This is a genomic window from Prescottella agglutinans, from assembly GCF_004011865.1.
GTDB lineage: Bacteria > Actinomycetota > Actinomycetes > Mycobacteriales > Mycobacteriaceae > Prescottella > Prescottella agglutinans.
Window position 1 is genome coordinate 226,866 of record NZ_RKLP01000001.1, and the last position, 16,459, is coordinate 243,324.

Consider the following 16,459-nt stretch of genomic DNA (forward strand, 5'->3'; position numbering starts at 1 on the left):
CCCCGAGGCACACACCTCGGCCGGCGGCTCCCCCACGCACCTTCAGGAGATCCGCGATGTCGACCGATTCCCATCAGACCGACCAGTCCACCGACGCCCACTGGGATCACGAGGTGGACCTTCTGGTGGTCGGCAGTGGCGCAGGCGGCTTCACCGCCGCGTTGGCCGGCGCCGCCGAGGGGCTGGACACGCTCCTCATCGAGAAGGCCGACGTCTACGGCGGCGCCACGGCGCTGTCCGGCGGCGGCGTGTGGGTACCGAACAACCCGCTGCTGATCCGCGAGGGCCTGGGTGATTCCCGCGAGGACGTCCGCCGCTACCTCGACGCGGTGCTCGGCGACCGGGTTCCGTCGGCGAACCTCGACGCCTTCATCGACGAGGGCCCGAAGACGCTCGCGTTCCTCGAGACCACCAGCCCGCACATGCGCTTCCAGTGGTGCACCGGGTACTCCGACTACCACCCGGAGCAGCCGGGCGGTCGTCCCGCGGGCCGGACCATCGAGCCGCTGCCGGTGGACCTGAAGAAGCTCGGCGCCGACGAGGCCCTGCTGCGCCCCGCAGCGCTCGCGACGCCGCCCGGCCTGTTCATCACGTCCAAGGACTTCGTGCAGCTCAACATGGTGATGCGTACGTGGAAGGCGAAGTTCGCCGCGCTGAAGACCGGGCTCAATGCCGTCAAAGCGATCCTGCTCCGCCGCCACATGGACACCCTCGGCCGTGCCCTGATCGCCCGGCTTCGCCTGGCGCTCAAGGACGCCGGTGTGCCGCTGTGGCTCGACACCCCGATGCAGTCACTCGTCACCGACGACGCTGGTGCGGTGATCGGACTGGTCGCCGAGCGTGGTGGACGTCCGGTCCGGATCCGCGCTCGACGCGGCGTCATCCTCGCGACCGGCGGCTTCGAGTTCAACGAGGAGATGCGCAAGGCGTACCTCCCCGAGGGCGGCCGCGACAACTTCAGCGCGGCGTCGAAGCACAACACCGGCGACGGCATCGTGGCGGGTCAGCAGGTCGGCGGCGCAGTCGATCTCATGGACGACGCGTGGTGGATGCCGTCGTTCCAGCGCCCCGACGGCATCGTCCAGGTGATGGTCGCGGAGCGGTCCGTCCCCCGGTCGATCATCGTCGACCAGCACGGCAAGCGGTTCACGAACGAGGCGGCCCCGTACGTGACGTTCGTGCACGACCAGTTGGCCGGCGGTCACGAGCCCACCTGGTTCGTGTTCGACGAACGCGCCAAGAAGCGCTACCCGATCGGCGGCATCATGCCGGGCCAGAAGTTCCCCAAGTCGTGGATCGACGGCGGCCTGATCGTCGTCGCCGACACCATCGAGGAACTGGCGCACAAGATCGACGTCCCGGGTGCGAGCCTCACCGAAACACTCTCCCGTTTCAACGGATTCGTCCGAAACGGGCGGGACGAGGACTTCCACCGCGGCGAGAGCGCGTACGACAACTACTACGGCGACCCGAGCCTGCCGCACCCCACGCTCGACGCGATCGACACCGCCCCCTACTACGCGCTGCGGATGCGGGCCGGCGACCTGGGCACCAAGGGCGGACTGGTGTACAACGAGAACGGCCAGGTTCTGCGCGCGGACGGTTCCGTGATCGACGGCCTGTACGCCACCGGCAACACGTCGGCCTCGGTCATGGGCAACGACTACGCGGGCGCGGGCGCCACCATCGGACCCGCGATGGTCTTCGGTTACATCGGCGCCCGGCACGCCGCCCGCGGCAAGTGACATCGCGAATAGCTGGAAGGTGAGCCACATGAGTGAATCGGCAATGCTGTCCGACAAGGTCGTTCTCGTCACGGGCGGTGCCCGCGGTCTGGGCGCCGCGTTCGCCCGCCGGATCGTCGACGGCGGCGGGAAGGTGGTGATCGCCGACGTCCTCGACGACGACGGCCACGCCACCGCCGCCGAACTGGGTGACGCCGCCCGCTACATCCACCTGGACGTGACCGACGCCGACGCGTGGCGGGCCGCGGTCGAGTTCGCGCTCGCCGAGTTCGGCACGCTGACCGGCCTGGTGAACAACGCGGGTGTTTCGACGGGCCAGTACATCGAGCACGAACCGCTCGAGCACTTCCGTCAGGTACTCGACATCAACCTGGTGGGCGTGTTCAACGGCATCCAGGCCGTCATCGCTCCGATGCGGGCCGCGGGCGGCGGATCGATCGTGAACATCTCGTCCGCCGCGGGTCTGATGGGCCTGGCGCTCACCGCGGGATACGGTGCGTCGAAGTGGGGCGTGCGGGGGTTGTCGAAGATCGCCGCCGTCGAACTGGGCACCGACCGGATCCGGGTCAACTCGGTCCATCCGGGCATGACGTACACCCCGATGACCGCGGGCGTCGGCATCCAGCAGGGCGAGGGCAACTACCCGAACACCCCGATGGGTCGGGTCGGCGAGGCCGACGAGATCGCCGGCGCCGTGACCTACCTGCTGTCCGACGCCGCGTCCTACGTGACGGGCGCGGAGATCGCCGTCGACGGCGGCTGGACCGCCGGCCCGACCGTCAAATACGTGATGGGACAGTAGAACTCGTCGACGCCCCCGCGTCACGGTCCGTCGCCGTACCCGGACGGGTACGGCGACGGACCGTGACGCCTGCGGTGCGGCCCGCCCACCGCGGGCGCCGCCGCGTCAGGCGGTCCCGCTCCAGAAGTCGACCAGCACCTTCGTCAGCTCCTCGGGCCTCTCCTCGTTCGGCGTGTGGGCGGCCCCGGCGATGGTCTCGAACTTCACGCCGAGCCGGGCCGCGGCGTCGGCCTGGACGTCCACCGGAATGACGTCGTTCTCGCCCGCGACGACCAGGATCGGCAGACCGGTCGCGGCCAGCTCCTCGACGCGGTCCGGTTCGGCGCTCATGGTGAGGGCGATGCCGGCGATGTTCGCGGTCCTGGTGACCATGATCCGGTTGTGCAGGAACTCCTTGACCGGCGCCGGGAAGATCTCCTCGAAGGCCCCGAACATGGCCTTCCACAGCGCCTCGTTGCCGCCCTCCCACAGCAGCTCCGGGATCTGCCCGACGTCCACGGCCACGCCGAGGTTCTGCCCGTTCGGCGGCGAGTCGAGGATCACGTAGTCCAGGAAGCGCGCCGGGTCGTTCAGCACGGCGGCCCGGGTGACGAGGCCACCGAAGCTGTGCCCGAGGAGGTGGACCTTCTCGTCGGGTGCCACCGCGTCGAGCACCTCGGCGAGGTCGAGGGCGAACTTGGCGATCGTGTACTCGCCCACCGCGTCGGGGCCGTCCGGTCCGTCCGAGTCGTACTGGCCGAGCTGCGAATACGAGATCAGGCGGTAGCCGGCGGCCGTGACGAACGGCGCCATCGGGAGGAAGTCCTCCCGGGACCCGGTGAAGCCGGGAACCATGACGACGGTGCCCTTGGTCTCGACACCGGCTTCGGGTGTCGCCTCGAAGTAGGACAGGTCACCACGGGAGATCGTGATGCGGGACAGATTGACGCTCATGGGAGTTCCCTCCTGGTTGGGGTTCGACGTCACTGCGGACGGCGGTGTCAGAGGCCCCCGGCGCGTGCGGCCGAGTCCTTCAGTTCGATCCGAGTCGTCAGCCGACGATCGGTGGCCGAGCGCGCCGCGACCAGCGTTCGTGCCCCGCCGACGACCCGCCACGCCGACGCCGACTCGTCCCAGCGCGCGAAGGTCCTGCGGTCCACGGTGATCCGCGCTGTCGCGGTGTCACCCGCGTCGGCCGTCACCGCGTCGAAGCCGACGAATCGCAGCGGGTCGTTCCCGCCGGCGCCCTCGCCGCCGACGTAGAGCTGGACGACCTCGCGTCCGGTGCGTCCGCCGGTGTTCCGGACGGACACCTCGACCGTGAACGCGCCCGAATCGGTTTCCGCGGCGGAGATTCCCTCGTACTCCCACGCGGTGTAGCCGAGACCGTGGCCGAACGGGTAGGCCGGGAGAACCGCGGCCTGCTCGTAGGCGCGGTACCCGACAGTCGAGCCCTCGGCGTAGTCGATGACGCCGTCGACCGGCCGCGTCGACAGCACCGGCGCGTCGGCACCGACCGCGGGGAAGGTCGTGGGCAGCCGGCCGCCGGGCTCGACGACACCGATCAGCGCGTCGGCGATCGCGTGGCCGCCTTCCTGGCCCGGCAGCCAGGCCCACAGCACCGCCGCGACCTCGTCGCGCCAGGGCATCTCGACCGGCGCGCCGGCGTTCACGATCACGATCGTCTGCGGATTCACCGCGGCCACCGCCGACACCAGCTCGTCCTGCCGACCGGGCAGCCGCAGATCTTCGCGGTCGAAGCCCTCGCTCTCCACCTCCTCGGTGGTGCCAACGAAGACCAGGGCGGCGTCGGCGTTCCGCGCCGCCTCCACGGCGGCGGCGAACGCGTCGTCCGACGCCGCGCGCGGACCACCGTGGTTCAGGCCGAACATCACCATCGGGAAGCTGGGGACGGCCGCACGCATCTCGACCGCGACCGCCCCGGCGCCCAGCTCCGCCGAGACGCGCTGCTCCGCCGGCTTGACCAGATTCTCGATCAGGTCGTCGGCACCGGTGAGCGAGATCGTGTGCGGCGCGGCCGCGCCGATGCTCAGGGTGTACTGTCCGGCGCCGGACACCGAGAACTGGTGTGTGCCGGCGTCGGTCACGGTCAGGTCGGTGCGCACGCGGACCTCGGCGGTGCCCTCCGGCAGGGTGCCCATGAACACGAGCCGGGACGAGAGCCGGCGCTCGGTGCCGAGAACAGCGCCGTCGGCCGACACGAAGTCGACTCGGAAGCCCGGCTCACCGGTCTCCGGGTCGCGGGCGACGTCGGCCGGGATGGCCGGGAGGATGCGCTGCGTGGACACGCCTTCCCGGTAGTCGATCTCGACCGCGTCGCCGAACGCCGCGCGCAGCCCGGCAAGCGGACTGACCACGTGCGCCGGGTTGACGTGCGCGGAGCCGCCCCCCTGAGCCGTCAGCAGCGCGGCGTTCGGGCCGAGCACGGCGACGCGTCCCAGCGACGCCGGAACCAGCGGCAGCACGCCACTCTCGTTGCGCAACACGACCATCGCGCGCGCCGCGATGTCCCGCAGCTGCTCGCACGCGTCGGCCGGGGTGGTCGACGGGCCGGGGCCGTCGAAGCCGTCCAGGTGTCCGGTGCGAGCGGAGAGTCGCAGCACGCGCAGCACCTTGTCGTCGACGACGCTCTCGGCGACCTCGCCCGCGCGGACCGCGGCGACGAGCGCCTCGTTCCACGGGCTCTGCGGCCCCGGCATCGCGACGTCGAGGCCGGCGTTCGCCGATGCCGCCGTCGAGCGGGTGGCGAACCAGTCGGACACGACCGCGCCGTCGAATCCCAGTTCCTCCTTGAGGACTCCGGTGAGCAGTCGCCGATTGTCGGTCAGGCTCGCGCCGTTGACCGAGTTGTACGAGGCCATGACGGACCAGGCGCCCGCCCGGACGCCGGCCTCGAAGGGCACCAGATAGACCTCGCGCAGGGTCTTCTCGGAGATCCGCGCGTCGTACGTCATGCGTTCGGTCTCGGACTCGTTCCCGATGTAGTGCTTGATCGTCACCGCCACCCCGGCGCCCTGGACACCGGAGACGAAGCCCGCCACGGTCGCGGCGGTCAGCAGCGGGTCCTCGGAGTAGCACTCGAAGTGCCGGCCCCCGAGCGGCGAGCGGTGCAGGTTGATGTTCGGGGCGAGCAGCCACCCGACACCCTTGTCCCGAGCCTGGGCGCCCATGAGGGCTCCCGCACGCTCGACCTGCTCCGGGTCCCACATGGCGGACAGCGCCGAGGGGTTCGGGAACAGGAGGCTGGTGTCCCGCTCGTCCCAGGTCGTGCCGCGGACACCGTTGGGGCCGTCCGAGAGCCGGATCTTCCGCAGACCAATCTTCTCGATCGCGTCGAGGGACCAGAAGTCCGCACCCGTCAGTAGCCCGACCTTCTCCTCCAGCGTCAGTTCGTCGAGGAGCTCGGCCAGCCTCTCCTCGTCCACCGCATTCGCATCGTCTCGGGGGCTGTTCACAACCAACACTCCTTCGTTCCGTCACGCGGACCGGGTCTGTTCGACCGTCGGAATCGAGGCTAACCGCAAATACCGAGTAGCTATTAGGTTTGTTATCTCGCTGTTATCTTTGTCCTCCTAGAGTGAGACCGTGACCACTCGTGAAGAGGCCGGAGATGCCGCCGTCCGGCCCCGACGAGGCGGCAGTTACGCCGTCGGCCGGGCGCGGCGAGCCCGGATACTGCACATCGCGATGGAGGAGTTCGCCGAGAACGGCTACCGCGGCGCCTCGCTCGCCCGGATCGCCGAGCGCGCGGAACTCTCCCAGCCCGGGCTGCTGCACCACTTCCGCACCAAGGACGAGTTGCTGGCCGCCACACTCGACCTGCGCGACGAGATGGACGCCGCGCGCTTCACCGACACCGACGGCGCGCCGCTGACCGGCGTCGCCGCGATGGAGGCCCTCGCCGACCTGGTCGAGCGAAATCAGCACGTCCCCGGACTGGTCCAGCTGTTCACCGTCCTCAGCGCCGAATCCGTCACCGCCGATCACCCGGCCCACGACTGGGCCCGCAACCGCTACCGGCGCATTCGGGAGTTCATCGCGGGCGGCATCCGCGGCGGGATCACGTCCGGCGAGTTCCGGCCCGACGTCGACCCCGAGGCACACGCGTTCCGACTCGTCGCCATCATGGACGGCCTCCAACAGCAGTGGCTGCTGGACACCGAAGCGGTCGACATGGCCGCGGTGTTCGGGGCGTATCTGCGCGAGACGCTGGACGCGATCCGGGCCAGGCCGGCTACGTAGACGCAGGCATTGACAAAAGTAGTGATCTGTCTCACCTTTGAGGCATGACGACGACAATGTCCGGCAGTGCGGCCTACGTCCCCCGTTCCGGCGCGTCGTGGCGGGACCCGTGGCCGATGTACGCGGCACTACGCGACCACGACCCCGTCCACAACGTCGTGCCCGAACAGGCCCCCGCGGACGACTACTGGGTGCTCACCCGACACGCCGACGTGTACGCCGCGGCGCGCGACGCGGACACCTTCTCGTCCGCCGAAGGCCTGACGATGACCTACGGCGAACTCGACAAGATCGGTCTGCGCGACAATCCGCCGCTGGTGATGCTCGACCCGCCGGTGCACACCCAGTTCCGCCGACTGGTCGCGCGGGGCTTCACGCCCCGCCAGGTGGAGGCCGTCGAACCGGAGGTGCGCCGCTTCGTCGTCGAACGCCTCGAGAGTCTGCGGGCCGCGGGGTCGGGCGACATCGTCACCGAACTGTTCAAGCCGCTCCCGAGCATGGTCGTCGCGCACTACCTCGGTGTCCCGCCGGAGGACCGCGGCCGGTTCGACGGCTGGACGGAGGCGATCGTCGCGGCCAACGCCAGCGGCGATCCGCTCGCGGCGCAGACCGCGGTGGTCGAACTCATGACCTACTTCGGCGGCCTGATCGAGCGGCGCACGGCCGAGGCCGCCGCCGGCAACGCGGGCGACGACACGATCTCGCACCTCGTCGCCGCCGGCGTGGGCGCGGACGGCGACGTCTCGGGCCTGCTGTCCATTCTCGGATTCGCGTTCACGATGGTCACCGGCGGCAACGACACCACCACCGGGATGCTCGGCGGCGCGGTGCAACTGCTGACCCAGCGCCGCGACCAGCGGCAGTTGCTGCTGGACGACCCCGGGCTGATCCCCGGCGCGATCGAGGAGTTGCTGCGGCTCACCTCCCCCGTCCAGGGACTGGCCCGCACCACCACCCGCGACGTCACCGTCGAGGACGTGACGATTCCCGCCGGCCGCAAGGTGCTGCTGGTGTACGGCTCCGCGAACCGTGATCCACGCGTGTACGGCGCCGACTCCGAAGAACTCGACGTGCTCCGCAACCCGCGGCAGATCATGACGTTCAGCAACGGCAACCACCACTGCCTGGGCGCGGCCGCCGCGCGCATGCAGGCGCGGGTGGCGCTCGAGGAGTTGCTGGCCCGCTGCCCGGACTTCGACGTCGACATCGAGGGGGTCGAGTACGCCGCCGGAAACTACGTCCGCCGCCCCGTCCACGTTCCGTTCCACGCCGGATGACCATGACCCCCAACGCATCCGGCGCCTGGCTCAGCGACGAGCGCACCGAAGCGGCGGCCGAGAAGATCCTCGACGCCGCCGCCGCGCTGTTCGTCGAGCGCGGCGTCTCGACGACGGGCATGGCCGAGGTGGCGAAGGCGGCCGGCTGTTCGCGCGCGACGCTGTACCGGTACTTCGAGAACCGCCGGGCCCTGCACCGCGCGTTCGTGCACCGCGAGGCACGCAAGCTCGGCGAGCAGATCGCCGCCACCGTGGAACCGCTCACCGAGCCGCACGAGAGGCTCACCGAGGCCGTGCTCATGGCGGTCCGCGAGGTCCGGTCGACGCCGACACTGGCCGCGTGGTTCGGCCTCGGCGACGCGGGCCTGGCATCGGAACTCGCGAGCACGTCGGAGGTGATCGAGGTGCTCGGCACGTCGTTCCTCGCCGACGTCTGGCACGCCGACGACGTCGAGATCGTCCGCCGCGCACGGTGGCTGGTACGGGCGATCGTCTCCCTGCTCACCGTCCCGGGAACCGACGCCGACGACGAGCGCGCGATGGTCGAGCAGTTCCTGGTGCCGGCGGTGCTACCCCCCGAGGGGACGCGGGCCGGTACCCGGTGAGACGACGGCGGTATGTCGCCTTCACCGGACTTCGCGGCCGACCTCGACACGCACCCGGTCGCCCGGAGCCGTAACGGATCTGGTGGCGCCTGCGGATAAACGAATGCGGCGGACGTCGCGGTACCGGATCAAGGGGAGTGATCATGAGAAGCCACTTGGTACGCCGGGCGGGCGCTGTGGCAGCCACCGTCGCGGGACTGAGCACTGCGGTCGTGGCCGGTGGAGCCGGTGTCGCGAGCGCCGAGCCCACGCCACCGATCTCGACGACGATGACGTGCTCGAGCGCGAATCCCCTGTTCTGGGCACCGTCGTTCACGTGGACCGTCAATGCCGCGTCCGGGGAATCGCTCCGTCCCGGTGGATCCGCGCTGGAACCTTCGATCCTGCTGAGCGGCGGGAACGAACTGCCCGCGCCGCCCGGCGGACTCCTCCCGAGCATCGGCCCCAATTGGTACGGCACGCGTGTGTCGGTGGACTGGCACAACCTGACGACGGGCGCCTCCGGCCACAGCGTCAGCGACGAGGCGGCCTGGCAGCAGAAGCCCGGGATACCGATCAACCGCACCTGGACCGGAACCGGAACGGTGTCGTTCACCGTCACTGTTCAGACCGGCGCGGGATGGTGGTTCGTCAATCCGCAGAACGCCGTCTGTCAGGGAACGATCACCGTGGTACCCGGGCGATGACCGGGGCCTGCACCGGACGGCTCCGCCCGGGTCTCGTGCTCCGGTCCGAGGACGCCTACGTCGTCGACCCGGAGAAGGTGCGCGAGTTCGCCCGCGTGATCCTCGCCATGGACCCGGCGCACCACGACGTCGACGCCGCACGGAAGGCCGGATACGCGAACCTCGTCGCGCCGCCCACCTTCGGCGCGGTGGTGACGGCGGCCCTGATCCGGGACATGCTCACCGATCCGGCGTCGGGGATCGACATGAGCACCCACACACCGATCCACGTGAACGAGAGGATCACCCTCACCGCACCGATCCTGGCCGGGGACGTGCTCACCGCGTCGCTGACGGTCACCGGTGTCACCGAGCGCGGCGACGCCGTGTTCCTCGACACCGAGACCAGCCTCCGCACCGTCGCGGACGAGCCACGGTCGACGGTCGTGTCCTCGATTCTGGTCGCCCCGAACGACGTTCCGGCGCGCCCCGAACCGGCGACGGTCGGCGCGCGCTGATCCGGGCCCGGGGCGAGGCGTCCTAGAGTCCCCTGAGCCCGAGCAGTCGACTCGCGAGGCCAGGTGGTCGATCCCCTCGACCCCTGAGGCGATCCACGAGCTCGGGCGTGTGGGGTGGGAACGAGTCGAGGATCTCGCCGGGCCCGAACGCGATCGGTTCGCCTCGTTCCGCGCGGTCTCGCGCGTCCGCCCAACCCGTGACGAGGAGATACCATCCCGCTTCCACGGCCACCGGCGAGTCCGGGGTCGAGACCGCGTTGATCTCCACGACGCCGTCGCTGAGCGAGGCGACATCCCCGACCGTCCGGGCTATCACCACGATCTTCGCCGATGGATCGCTGTTCCAGACCGTCGCGGCGGCCCACCGCCTGCAGAGCTCGACTTCCTTGCGTTCTCGGGCATCTCGACGCCACCAGAACGCGAGGAGCCCTGCCACTACGAGCCCAGTGGAGACCCAGAGAACGAACTCGAACATGCCGACATGATAGGGCTCGATACGCCTGCCTTCGCGAGGGAAGCGGGCGTATCCGAGAAGAGCATGTCGAGGTCGGCGACAGACACGCCTAGGCGGTGAACAGCGGGATCGCGCCGGCGCGGCGCGAATAGACCGAACCGAACCGCGCGTCGAGTCGCAGCCACGACGGCGTGGCCCGGACCCGCACCATCTCGTCCTCCGCGATGGCGTCCAGGTCGGTGTCCGCGGTGGCGGGCCGACCGTCGGCGAGGGGAACGAATCCCATTCCGGTGAGGGCGAACACCGTCCGCATGGACACCGTCACCCCGGTCCCGCCGCCCTCCACCTCGAGGACCTTCTGCTCGAGCAGCGACGTCGGCGGCCCCTGGGCGCTGCCGTGCTCCCGCGCCAGGGCGGCGCCGCGCTGGGCCAACCCGAGCAGGATCCGGGCGGGGACGTCGTCGACGTGGACGAAACCGGACTCGGGCGGCAGTGCGCCGCGCCACGCGGAGTCCATCGCGAAACCCGGGTCGATCTCCGGCCCGGCGGCGCTGTCGGCCAGCGCGCGCAGCAGCGCGTCGCCCGCCGCCGTCGTGTCCTGCGGGCGCACGTCCCCGACGATCACCCTGGTCGCGAGGGAATCGAATCCCGTTGTCGCCCAGGCCGATACCCGACCGTCGCCGCGGCGCCGCAGCCGGACCACCGCCGACTCGTCGAGCCGGACCGCGCGCCCGACGAACATCGCGAGGTTCGCACGGTCCGCGGGGTCGGGCACCGTCAGAACCCGCTCAAGCACGCTTCCACAACTCCAGGTATCCGCGCTCCGACGCGGTCAGGCGACGCAGCCGCTGGGTGCCGATGTCGAACGCCGCGATCTGCGTCGACGCGACGATCGCCGGCGCGGTCGTGGGATCCGCTCCCCCGGGTCGCACCTCGTACGCAATGGTGAAGTCGACGGCGCGGATCTGCTCCACCCACATCAGGACGTCGAGCGGACTGTCGCCGTGGCGCAACTGTCCGCGGTAGCGCACGTGCAGGTCGGCGATCACCGCACCGTCGCGCAGCGTCACCGTCGGAGCGCCGTCCTCGAACAGCCACGGGATCCGCGCCTCCTCGAGCAACGTCACCATCCGGGCGTGGTTGATGTGCTGGAACGCGTCCATGTCGGACCAGCGGACCACCACCTTCGTGTGGAACCCGACCTGCTGCCCGTCCTGTTGCCCGGCCAGCTGCCCGTCAATGGCAGCGCCGTTCCGCACGGCCTCCTGCGACCCGCTCACCTTCCGACCTCCGATCTGGTGCCCACACCCCGCACCATGCTGCGTACCTGACGCGCCGCCACCGAGAGCGTCGCGAGGTCCAGCGTTCCAGACTCGAAGATCTCCGCGAGCGCGGACCTCGCCCTGGCGAGCCGCGAGGCATTGGTCGACTCCCAGTAGTCGATCTTCTCCTGCGGCGATTCGGTCGGCTCCCCGCCGACGAGGACCTCGAGGGTGAGCGAGCGCAGCGACCCGTACAGGTCGTCGCGCAACGCCAGCCGGGCCAGCGAGTGCCACCGGTCGCCGCGCGCGAGATCGGATACCGCGGTGAGCAGCCAGTCGATGCCGAGGTGCGCGTCGAGCGCGAAGTACAACTCGGCGACCTCCTCGCCGTCCCGCTCGCAGATGTCGGCGATGTCGATGATGTCGAGCAGGCAGAACAGATCCAGCAGCCGGTACACCTCGAGCGCGAGTTCCTTCGGGGCGCCGTCCGCGATCGCCGACCGCGACCGCCGCTCGAGATCCGTCACGTGGTGGCCGCGCAGCCAGCCCGGGACCTTGGGTGCCAGCTTGCGGAACTCCGACGAGTACCGACTGATCTCGGCGCCCACCGGGATCGGCTGCGGCCGGTTCGACAGGAACCATCGCGACGCCCGGTCGAGAACGCGGCGCGCTTGCAGCATCAGGGTGTCCGAGACGTCCGACGGCATGTCGGCGGTGCTCACCCGATCCCACACGTCGTGCAGTTCGAAGATCGCGGTGACGGCGGCGTACGCGCGGATCGCGTCGGTGCTCGACGCCCCCGCGTCCTCGGCCAGCCGGTACACGTAGGTGATGCCGCCGTTGTCGATCGCCTCGTTGGCGAGCATCGTCGCGACGATCTCGCGGCGCAGCGGGTGCGAGCGGATCGACGACCGGAACCGGGCCCGCAGCTGCGCCGGGAAATAGTCGGGCAGCCGGGCGGCGAAGAACTCGCTGTCGGGCAGTTCGGTGGCCAGCAGGTCCTGCTCGAACGCGAGCTTGACGTGCGCCATGACGGTCGCGAGCTCCGGCGAGGTCAGGCCGCCGCCGGCCTGGGCCCGCTTGTTGAACTCGCCCTCCGTCGGCAGCGCCTCGAGCTTGCGGTCGAGGCCGTGGTGCGAGATGAGCATCGCGATCAGGCGGCGGTGCACACCCAGCATCTGCGGCGCGCTCGCCCGCGACATGCCCAGCTGGTCGTTCTGGGAGATGTTGTCCGCCAACACCAGTCGCGCAACCTCGTCGGTCATCGAGGCGAGCAGCGGGTCCCGCTCGGACTGCACCAACTCCCCGCTGCTGACGAGCGAGTCGAGCATGATCTTGATGTTCACCTCGTGGTCCGAGCAGTCCACGCCGGCCGAGTTGTCGATGGCGTCGGTGTTGATCTTGCCGCCGTGCAGCGCGTACTCGATCCGGCCGAGCTGCGTGACACCGAGGTTGCCGCCCTCCCCGATCACCCGGGCCCGGATGTCGGCGCCGTGCACCCGCACCGCGTCGTTGCTCTTGTCCCCCACGGCGGCATCGGACTCCGATGCCGCCTTGATGTACGTGCCGATGCCGCCGTTCCACAGCAGGTCGACCGGTGCCGTCAGGATCGCCTTGACGAGGTCCGGCGGCGCCATCTGGGTGACGTCCGCGGGCAGCCCGAGCGCGTCGCGCACCTGGGGGCTGATCGGCACCGACTTGGCCGTCCGCGCGTACACGCCGCCGCCCTCGCTGATCAGCCCGGTGTCGTAGTCGGCCCACGACGACCGGGGCAGCGCGAACATCCGGCGCCGCTCGGCGAACGAACGCGCCGCATCCGGGTTCGGATCCAGGAAGACGTGCCGGTGGTCGAACGCCGCGACCAGTCGGATGTGTTCGCTGAGCAGCATCCCGTTGCCGAATACGTCGCCGCTCATGTCACCGATCCCGACGACCGTGAAATCGTCTGCCGCGACGTCGATCTCGAGCTCGCGGAAGTGCCGCTTGACGCTCTCCCACGCACCGCGGGCGGTGATGCCCATCTCCTTGTGGTCGTAGCCCGCGGACCCGCCCGACGCGAACGCGTCGCCGAGCCAGAATCCGTACCCGGCCGCGACGTCGTTGGCGATGTCGGAGAACGTGGCCGTGCCCTTGTCCGCGGCAACGACGAGGTACGTGTCGTCGCCGTCGCGACGCACCACGCGCGCGGGAGGCACCACCGCGCCGGTCACCCGATCGACGTTGTCGGTGACGTCGAGCAGACCCGAGATGAAGGTTCGGTAGCACGCGACACCCTGGTCGCGCACCGCCTGCCGGTCGACCGCCGGATCGCCCGTCGGCGCCACCGGGTGCTTGACGACGAAGCCACCCTTGGCGCCGACCGGGACGATCACCGCGTTCTTGACGGCCTGCGCCTTGGCGAGCCCGAGGATCTCGGTGCGGAAGTCGTCCCGGCGATCCGACCACCGCAGTCCACCGCGCGCGACCTGACCGAACCGCAGATGCACACCCTCGACCTCGGGCGAGTAGACGAACACCTCGAACCGCGGTCGCGGCTTCGGCAACTCGGAGATCCGTCCCGGTTCGAACTTCAGCGACAGGAACTCGCGGGACTCGCCGTCGCCGCCCTGCACGAAGTGGTTGGTGCGCAACGTCGCCTGCACCAGACCGAGCAGGGCCCGCAGGATGCGGTCGACGTCGAGGCTGACCACCTCACCGATCGCCGCCCGAAGTGCCCGTTCGAGACGCCGTGACCGCTTCGGCGCGTCCGCGAGCGCCTCGTCGGGGTCGAACAGCGCCTCGAACAACTCGACCAGCAGGCGCGCGACCTCCGGGTGCTCGAGCACCACCGACTCGATGTGGACCTGGCTGTAGGCGAATCCGGCCTGCCGCAGGTACTTTACGTACGCCCGCAGCACCGACACCTGCCGCCAGTCCAGCCCCGCGCGCAGCACCAGTTCGTTGAACCGGTCGGCCTCGCACCGGCCGTGCCAGATCGCAGTGAACGCCTCGGTGAAGCGGTCCCGCAGCATCTCCCCCGGTCCGCCGGCAGTCAGGTCGTCGCCCGCGTCGCGCAGCAGTTCCTCCGGCACCGAGAGCCCGAACTCGTACAGCCAGCACTGCAGGCCGTCCGGGCGGCGGACCGGATACGGCCGTTCGTCGAGCACCTCGACACCCAGACTGTGCAGCACCGGAAGTACGTGGGACAGCGAGATTCCCTCGCCCGCGAAGTACAGCGCGAACTGCCACTTCCACGGCGGGTCGGGCAGATCGTGGTGGATCCGCATGTCGACCGAATCGGCGTCGAGGCCGGCGAACCGGCTGATGTCGACGAGCGCCTCCGCAGCGTCGAAGTCCTCCTTGTAGCCGTCGGGAAGCTCGGCCGCGTACTTCGCGGCGACCACCGGGTCCACGTCGGGGTCGGCCGCCACGGCGTCCGCGAAATGGTCGTCCCAGCTGCGGCTCGCCTCGGCCAGCAACCCCTGGATGCGGAGCCGATTCGCCTCCGACGTGTCCACGCCCCCGTCACGCGCACCGGCCGGCTTCCGAATCGTCACGTGCAGCATCGCGAGGTCGCCCTCGGTGACGCGGGCCGTGTACTCGAGCGAACCACCGCCCAGCTCGTCGAGCAGGATCTGCTGCATCGCCAACCGCACGCGGGTCGTGTACCGGTCCCGCGGCAGGTAGACCAGGCACGACACGAATCGTTCGAAACTGTCCTCGCGCATGAACAGTCGCACCTGTCGGCGCAATCCGATGTTGAGCACCGCGGTCATCGTCCCGAGCAGGGCGTCGGTGTCGATCGAGAACAACTCGGTGCGCGGGAACGACTGCATCACCTCGAGCATCGCCTGACCGGAGAACGAATTCAGGTCGAACCCGGCCCGCTCGATCGCGGTACGCACGCGGCGCTCGATCACCGGGATGTCGAGGACGTTCTCGTGCAGCGCCGTCACCGTGAACACACCGAGGAAGCGGTGCTCGCCGACGATCGCGCCGTCGTCGGCGAGGATGCTCACGCCCACGAAGTAGGGATACACCGACCGGTGCACGGTCGCGGGAGCCGATCCCTGCGTCAGCACCAACAGTGGCCGATCCGGAATGTCCACCGTCAGTGGAATTTTGATGTGCTCGTCGGCGTGGGCATCCGAACGCAGCACACCCAGTCCGCTGTCGGCCACCCGCCGGGTGCCGTGACCGCTCCCGCATTCGTAGCGCCGGTAGCCGAGCACCGTGAAGTGACCGTCGGCCAGCCAGCGCAACAGATTCGCGCAGTCCCGCAACTCGTCGGCCGACCGCCCGGGCGGCGGATTGTCCGCTCGCACATCGAGTTCGGCAGCGAGAGCGCGTTGCAGCCCACGCATGGCGTCGGTGTCCGCCACCACCTGCCCGACGTCGGACAGCACCTCGGTGATCGATGCCTCGAGGGTGTCGAGCACCGCGCCCTCGGTCGCGGGGTGCAGTTGCACGTGCATCCACGACTCGGCGTAGGCACCGGCCGGCAACTCGCGGATCGGGACGTCCGGCAGCACCTCGGTGAGCGTGCCGTCGGGGTCGCGGCGCACGCCGAGGATCGGATGGACCACCTCGCTGATCGATGCGTCGAGTCGGCCGAGCAGCGCCGTCACGGACTCGACCAGCAGCGGCATGTCGTCGGCGACGATCTGCAGTGCCGCGCCCAACCCGGTGCCGTCGGTCGGCCGGTGGACGCGTGTGACGGCGTGACCGGGCCGGCGGTGGACGGCCAACAGCAGGTGTTCGAGGAGGATGACGTCCGAACGACCGGTCAGGACGCTGTCGGCTTCGCCCGCCGAGGCGTGACGGAAGTAGGCGACCGCCAGGTCCGGTAGGGAGGCCCGCAATTCGACAGGCAGTTCGAGAGACCGGTCGGCATCCACAGAATCCGTCAT

At 70.0% G+C, this 16,459-nt stretch carries 13 protein-coding genes; 7 read left to right on the forward strand and 6 right to left on the reverse strand.

The window, feature by feature from the left end:
* The first annotated feature begins 56 nt into the window (after window positions 1–56).
* Window positions 57–1,745, forward strand: a complete 1,689-nt coding sequence (locus EGT67_RS01115; protein WP_127914205.1) for an FAD-binding protein — start codon at window positions 57–59, stop codon at window positions 1,743–1,745.
* Window positions 1,746–1,773: 28 nt separating this feature from the next.
* Window positions 1,774–2,547 (forward strand): SDR family oxidoreductase, encoded by a 774-nt coding sequence (locus tag EGT67_RS01120; RefSeq protein WP_127914206.1) that lies wholly within the window; start codon window positions 1,774–1,776, stop codon window positions 2,545–2,547.
* Window positions 2,548–2,652: 105 nt separating this feature from the next.
* Here the strand turns inward: EGT67_RS01120 and EGT67_RS01125 are convergent, their stop codons facing one another.
* Window positions 2,653–3,480 (reverse strand): alpha/beta fold hydrolase, encoded by an 828-nt coding sequence (locus tag EGT67_RS01125; protein ID WP_127914207.1) that lies wholly within the window; start codon window positions 3,478–3,480, stop codon window positions 2,653–2,655.
* Between the two features lie 47 nt (window positions 3,481–3,527).
* A complete protein-coding gene (locus EGT67_RS01130; RefSeq protein WP_241565838.1) occupies window positions 3,528–6,002 on the reverse strand; it encodes a beta-glucosidase family protein in 2,475 nt (824 codons plus the stop codon).
* Window positions 6,003–6,132: 130 nt separating this feature from the next.
* On the opposite strand from EGT67_RS01130, the gene EGT67_RS01135 reads away from it, so the two are divergent.
* From EGT67_RS01135 to EGT67_RS01155, 5 genes are all read left to right on the forward strand, one after another.
* Entirely contained in the window at window positions 6,133–6,789 is a 657-nt protein-coding gene (locus EGT67_RS01135) for a TetR/AcrR family transcriptional regulator (RefSeq protein WP_206612253.1), read from the forward strand.
* A gap of 44 nt (window positions 6,790–6,833) precedes the next feature.
* Window positions 6,834–8,066, forward strand: coding sequence for a cytochrome P450 (locus tag EGT67_RS01140; protein ID WP_127914208.1), 1,233 nt, complete (start codon window positions 6,834–6,836; stop codon window positions 8,064–8,066).
* Between the two features lie 2 nt (window positions 8,067–8,068).
* Window positions 8,069–8,671, forward strand: a complete 603-nt coding sequence (locus tag EGT67_RS01145; protein ID WP_127914209.1) for a TetR/AcrR family transcriptional regulator — start codon at window positions 8,069–8,071, stop codon at window positions 8,669–8,671.
* Window positions 8,672–8,814: 143 nt separating this feature from the next.
* Window positions 8,815–9,357 (forward strand): hypothetical protein, encoded by a 543-nt coding sequence (locus EGT67_RS01150; protein ID WP_127914210.1) that lies wholly within the window; start codon window positions 8,815–8,817, stop codon window positions 9,355–9,357.
* Window positions 9,354–9,854 (forward strand): FAS1-like dehydratase domain-containing protein, encoded by a 501-nt coding sequence (locus tag EGT67_RS01155; RefSeq protein WP_241565839.1) that lies wholly within the window; start codon window positions 9,354–9,356, stop codon window positions 9,852–9,854. The genes EGT67_RS01150 and EGT67_RS01155 overlap by 4 nt, the downstream gene beginning before the upstream one ends.
* Before the next feature lie 22 nt (window positions 9,855–9,876).
* Here EGT67_RS01155 and EGT67_RS01160 read toward each other — a convergent pair whose 3' ends face one another.
* From EGT67_RS01160 to EGT67_RS01175, 4 genes are all read right to left on the reverse strand, one after another.
* Window positions 9,877–10,329: a hypothetical protein gene (locus EGT67_RS01160; RefSeq protein WP_127914212.1), complete on the reverse strand. Its 453-nt coding sequence runs from the start codon at window positions 10,327–10,329 to the stop codon at window positions 9,877–9,879.
* Between the two features lie 88 nt (window positions 10,330–10,417).
* A complete protein-coding gene (locus EGT67_RS01165; protein WP_127914213.1) occupies window positions 10,418–11,104 on the reverse strand; it encodes a DUF8010 domain-containing protein in 687 nt (228 codons plus the stop codon).
* On the reverse strand, window positions 11,097–11,549 hold the full coding sequence (locus EGT67_RS01170) for an acyl-CoA thioesterase (protein WP_421958080.1): 453 nt from the start codon (window positions 11,547–11,549) through the stop codon (window positions 11,097–11,099). Before EGT67_RS01170 ends, EGT67_RS01165 begins: the two co-directional genes overlap by 8 nt.
* A gap of 35 nt (window positions 11,550–11,584) precedes the next feature.
* Window positions 11,585–16,459, reverse strand: a complete 4,875-nt coding sequence (locus EGT67_RS01175) for an NAD-glutamate dehydrogenase (protein WP_127914215.1) — start codon at window positions 16,457–16,459, stop codon at window positions 11,585–11,587.

What these genes read in the sequence shown, in the direction of transcription:
- EGT67_RS01115 (WP_127914205.1), top strand. Translation starts at nt 57, where the DNA reads ATGTCGACCGATTCCCATCAGACCGACCAGTCCACCGACGCCCACTGG.
- EGT67_RS01120 (WP_127914206.1), top strand. Translation starts at nt 1,774, where the DNA reads ATGAGTGAATCGGCAATGCTGTCCGACAAGGTCGTTCTCGTCACGGGC.
- EGT67_RS01125 (WP_127914207.1), bottom strand. Translation starts at nt 3,480, where the DNA reads ATGAGCGTCAATCTGTCCCGCATCACGATCTCCCGTGGTGACCTGTCC.
- EGT67_RS01140 (WP_127914208.1), top strand. Translation starts at nt 6,834, where the DNA reads ATGACGACGACAATGTCCGGCAGTGCGGCCTACGTCCCCCGTTCCGGC.
- EGT67_RS01145 (WP_127914209.1), top strand. Translation starts at nt 8,069, where the DNA reads ATGACCCCCAACGCATCCGGCGCCTGGCTCAGCGACGAGCGCACCGAA.
- EGT67_RS01150 (WP_127914210.1), top strand. Translation starts at nt 8,815, where the DNA reads ATGAGAAGCCACTTGGTACGCCGGGCGGGCGCTGTGGCAGCCACCGTC.
- EGT67_RS01155 (WP_241565839.1), top strand. Translation starts at nt 9,354, where the DNA reads ATGACCGGGGCCTGCACCGGACGGCTCCGCCCGGGTCTCGTGCTCCGG.
- EGT67_RS01160 (WP_127914212.1), bottom strand. Translation starts at nt 10,329, where the DNA reads ATGTTCGAGTTCGTTCTCTGGGTCTCCACTGGGCTCGTAGTGGCAGGG.
- EGT67_RS01175 (WP_127914215.1), bottom strand. Translation starts at nt 16,459, where the DNA reads ATGACGGATTCTGTGGATGCCGACCGGTCTCTCGAACTGCCTGTCGAA.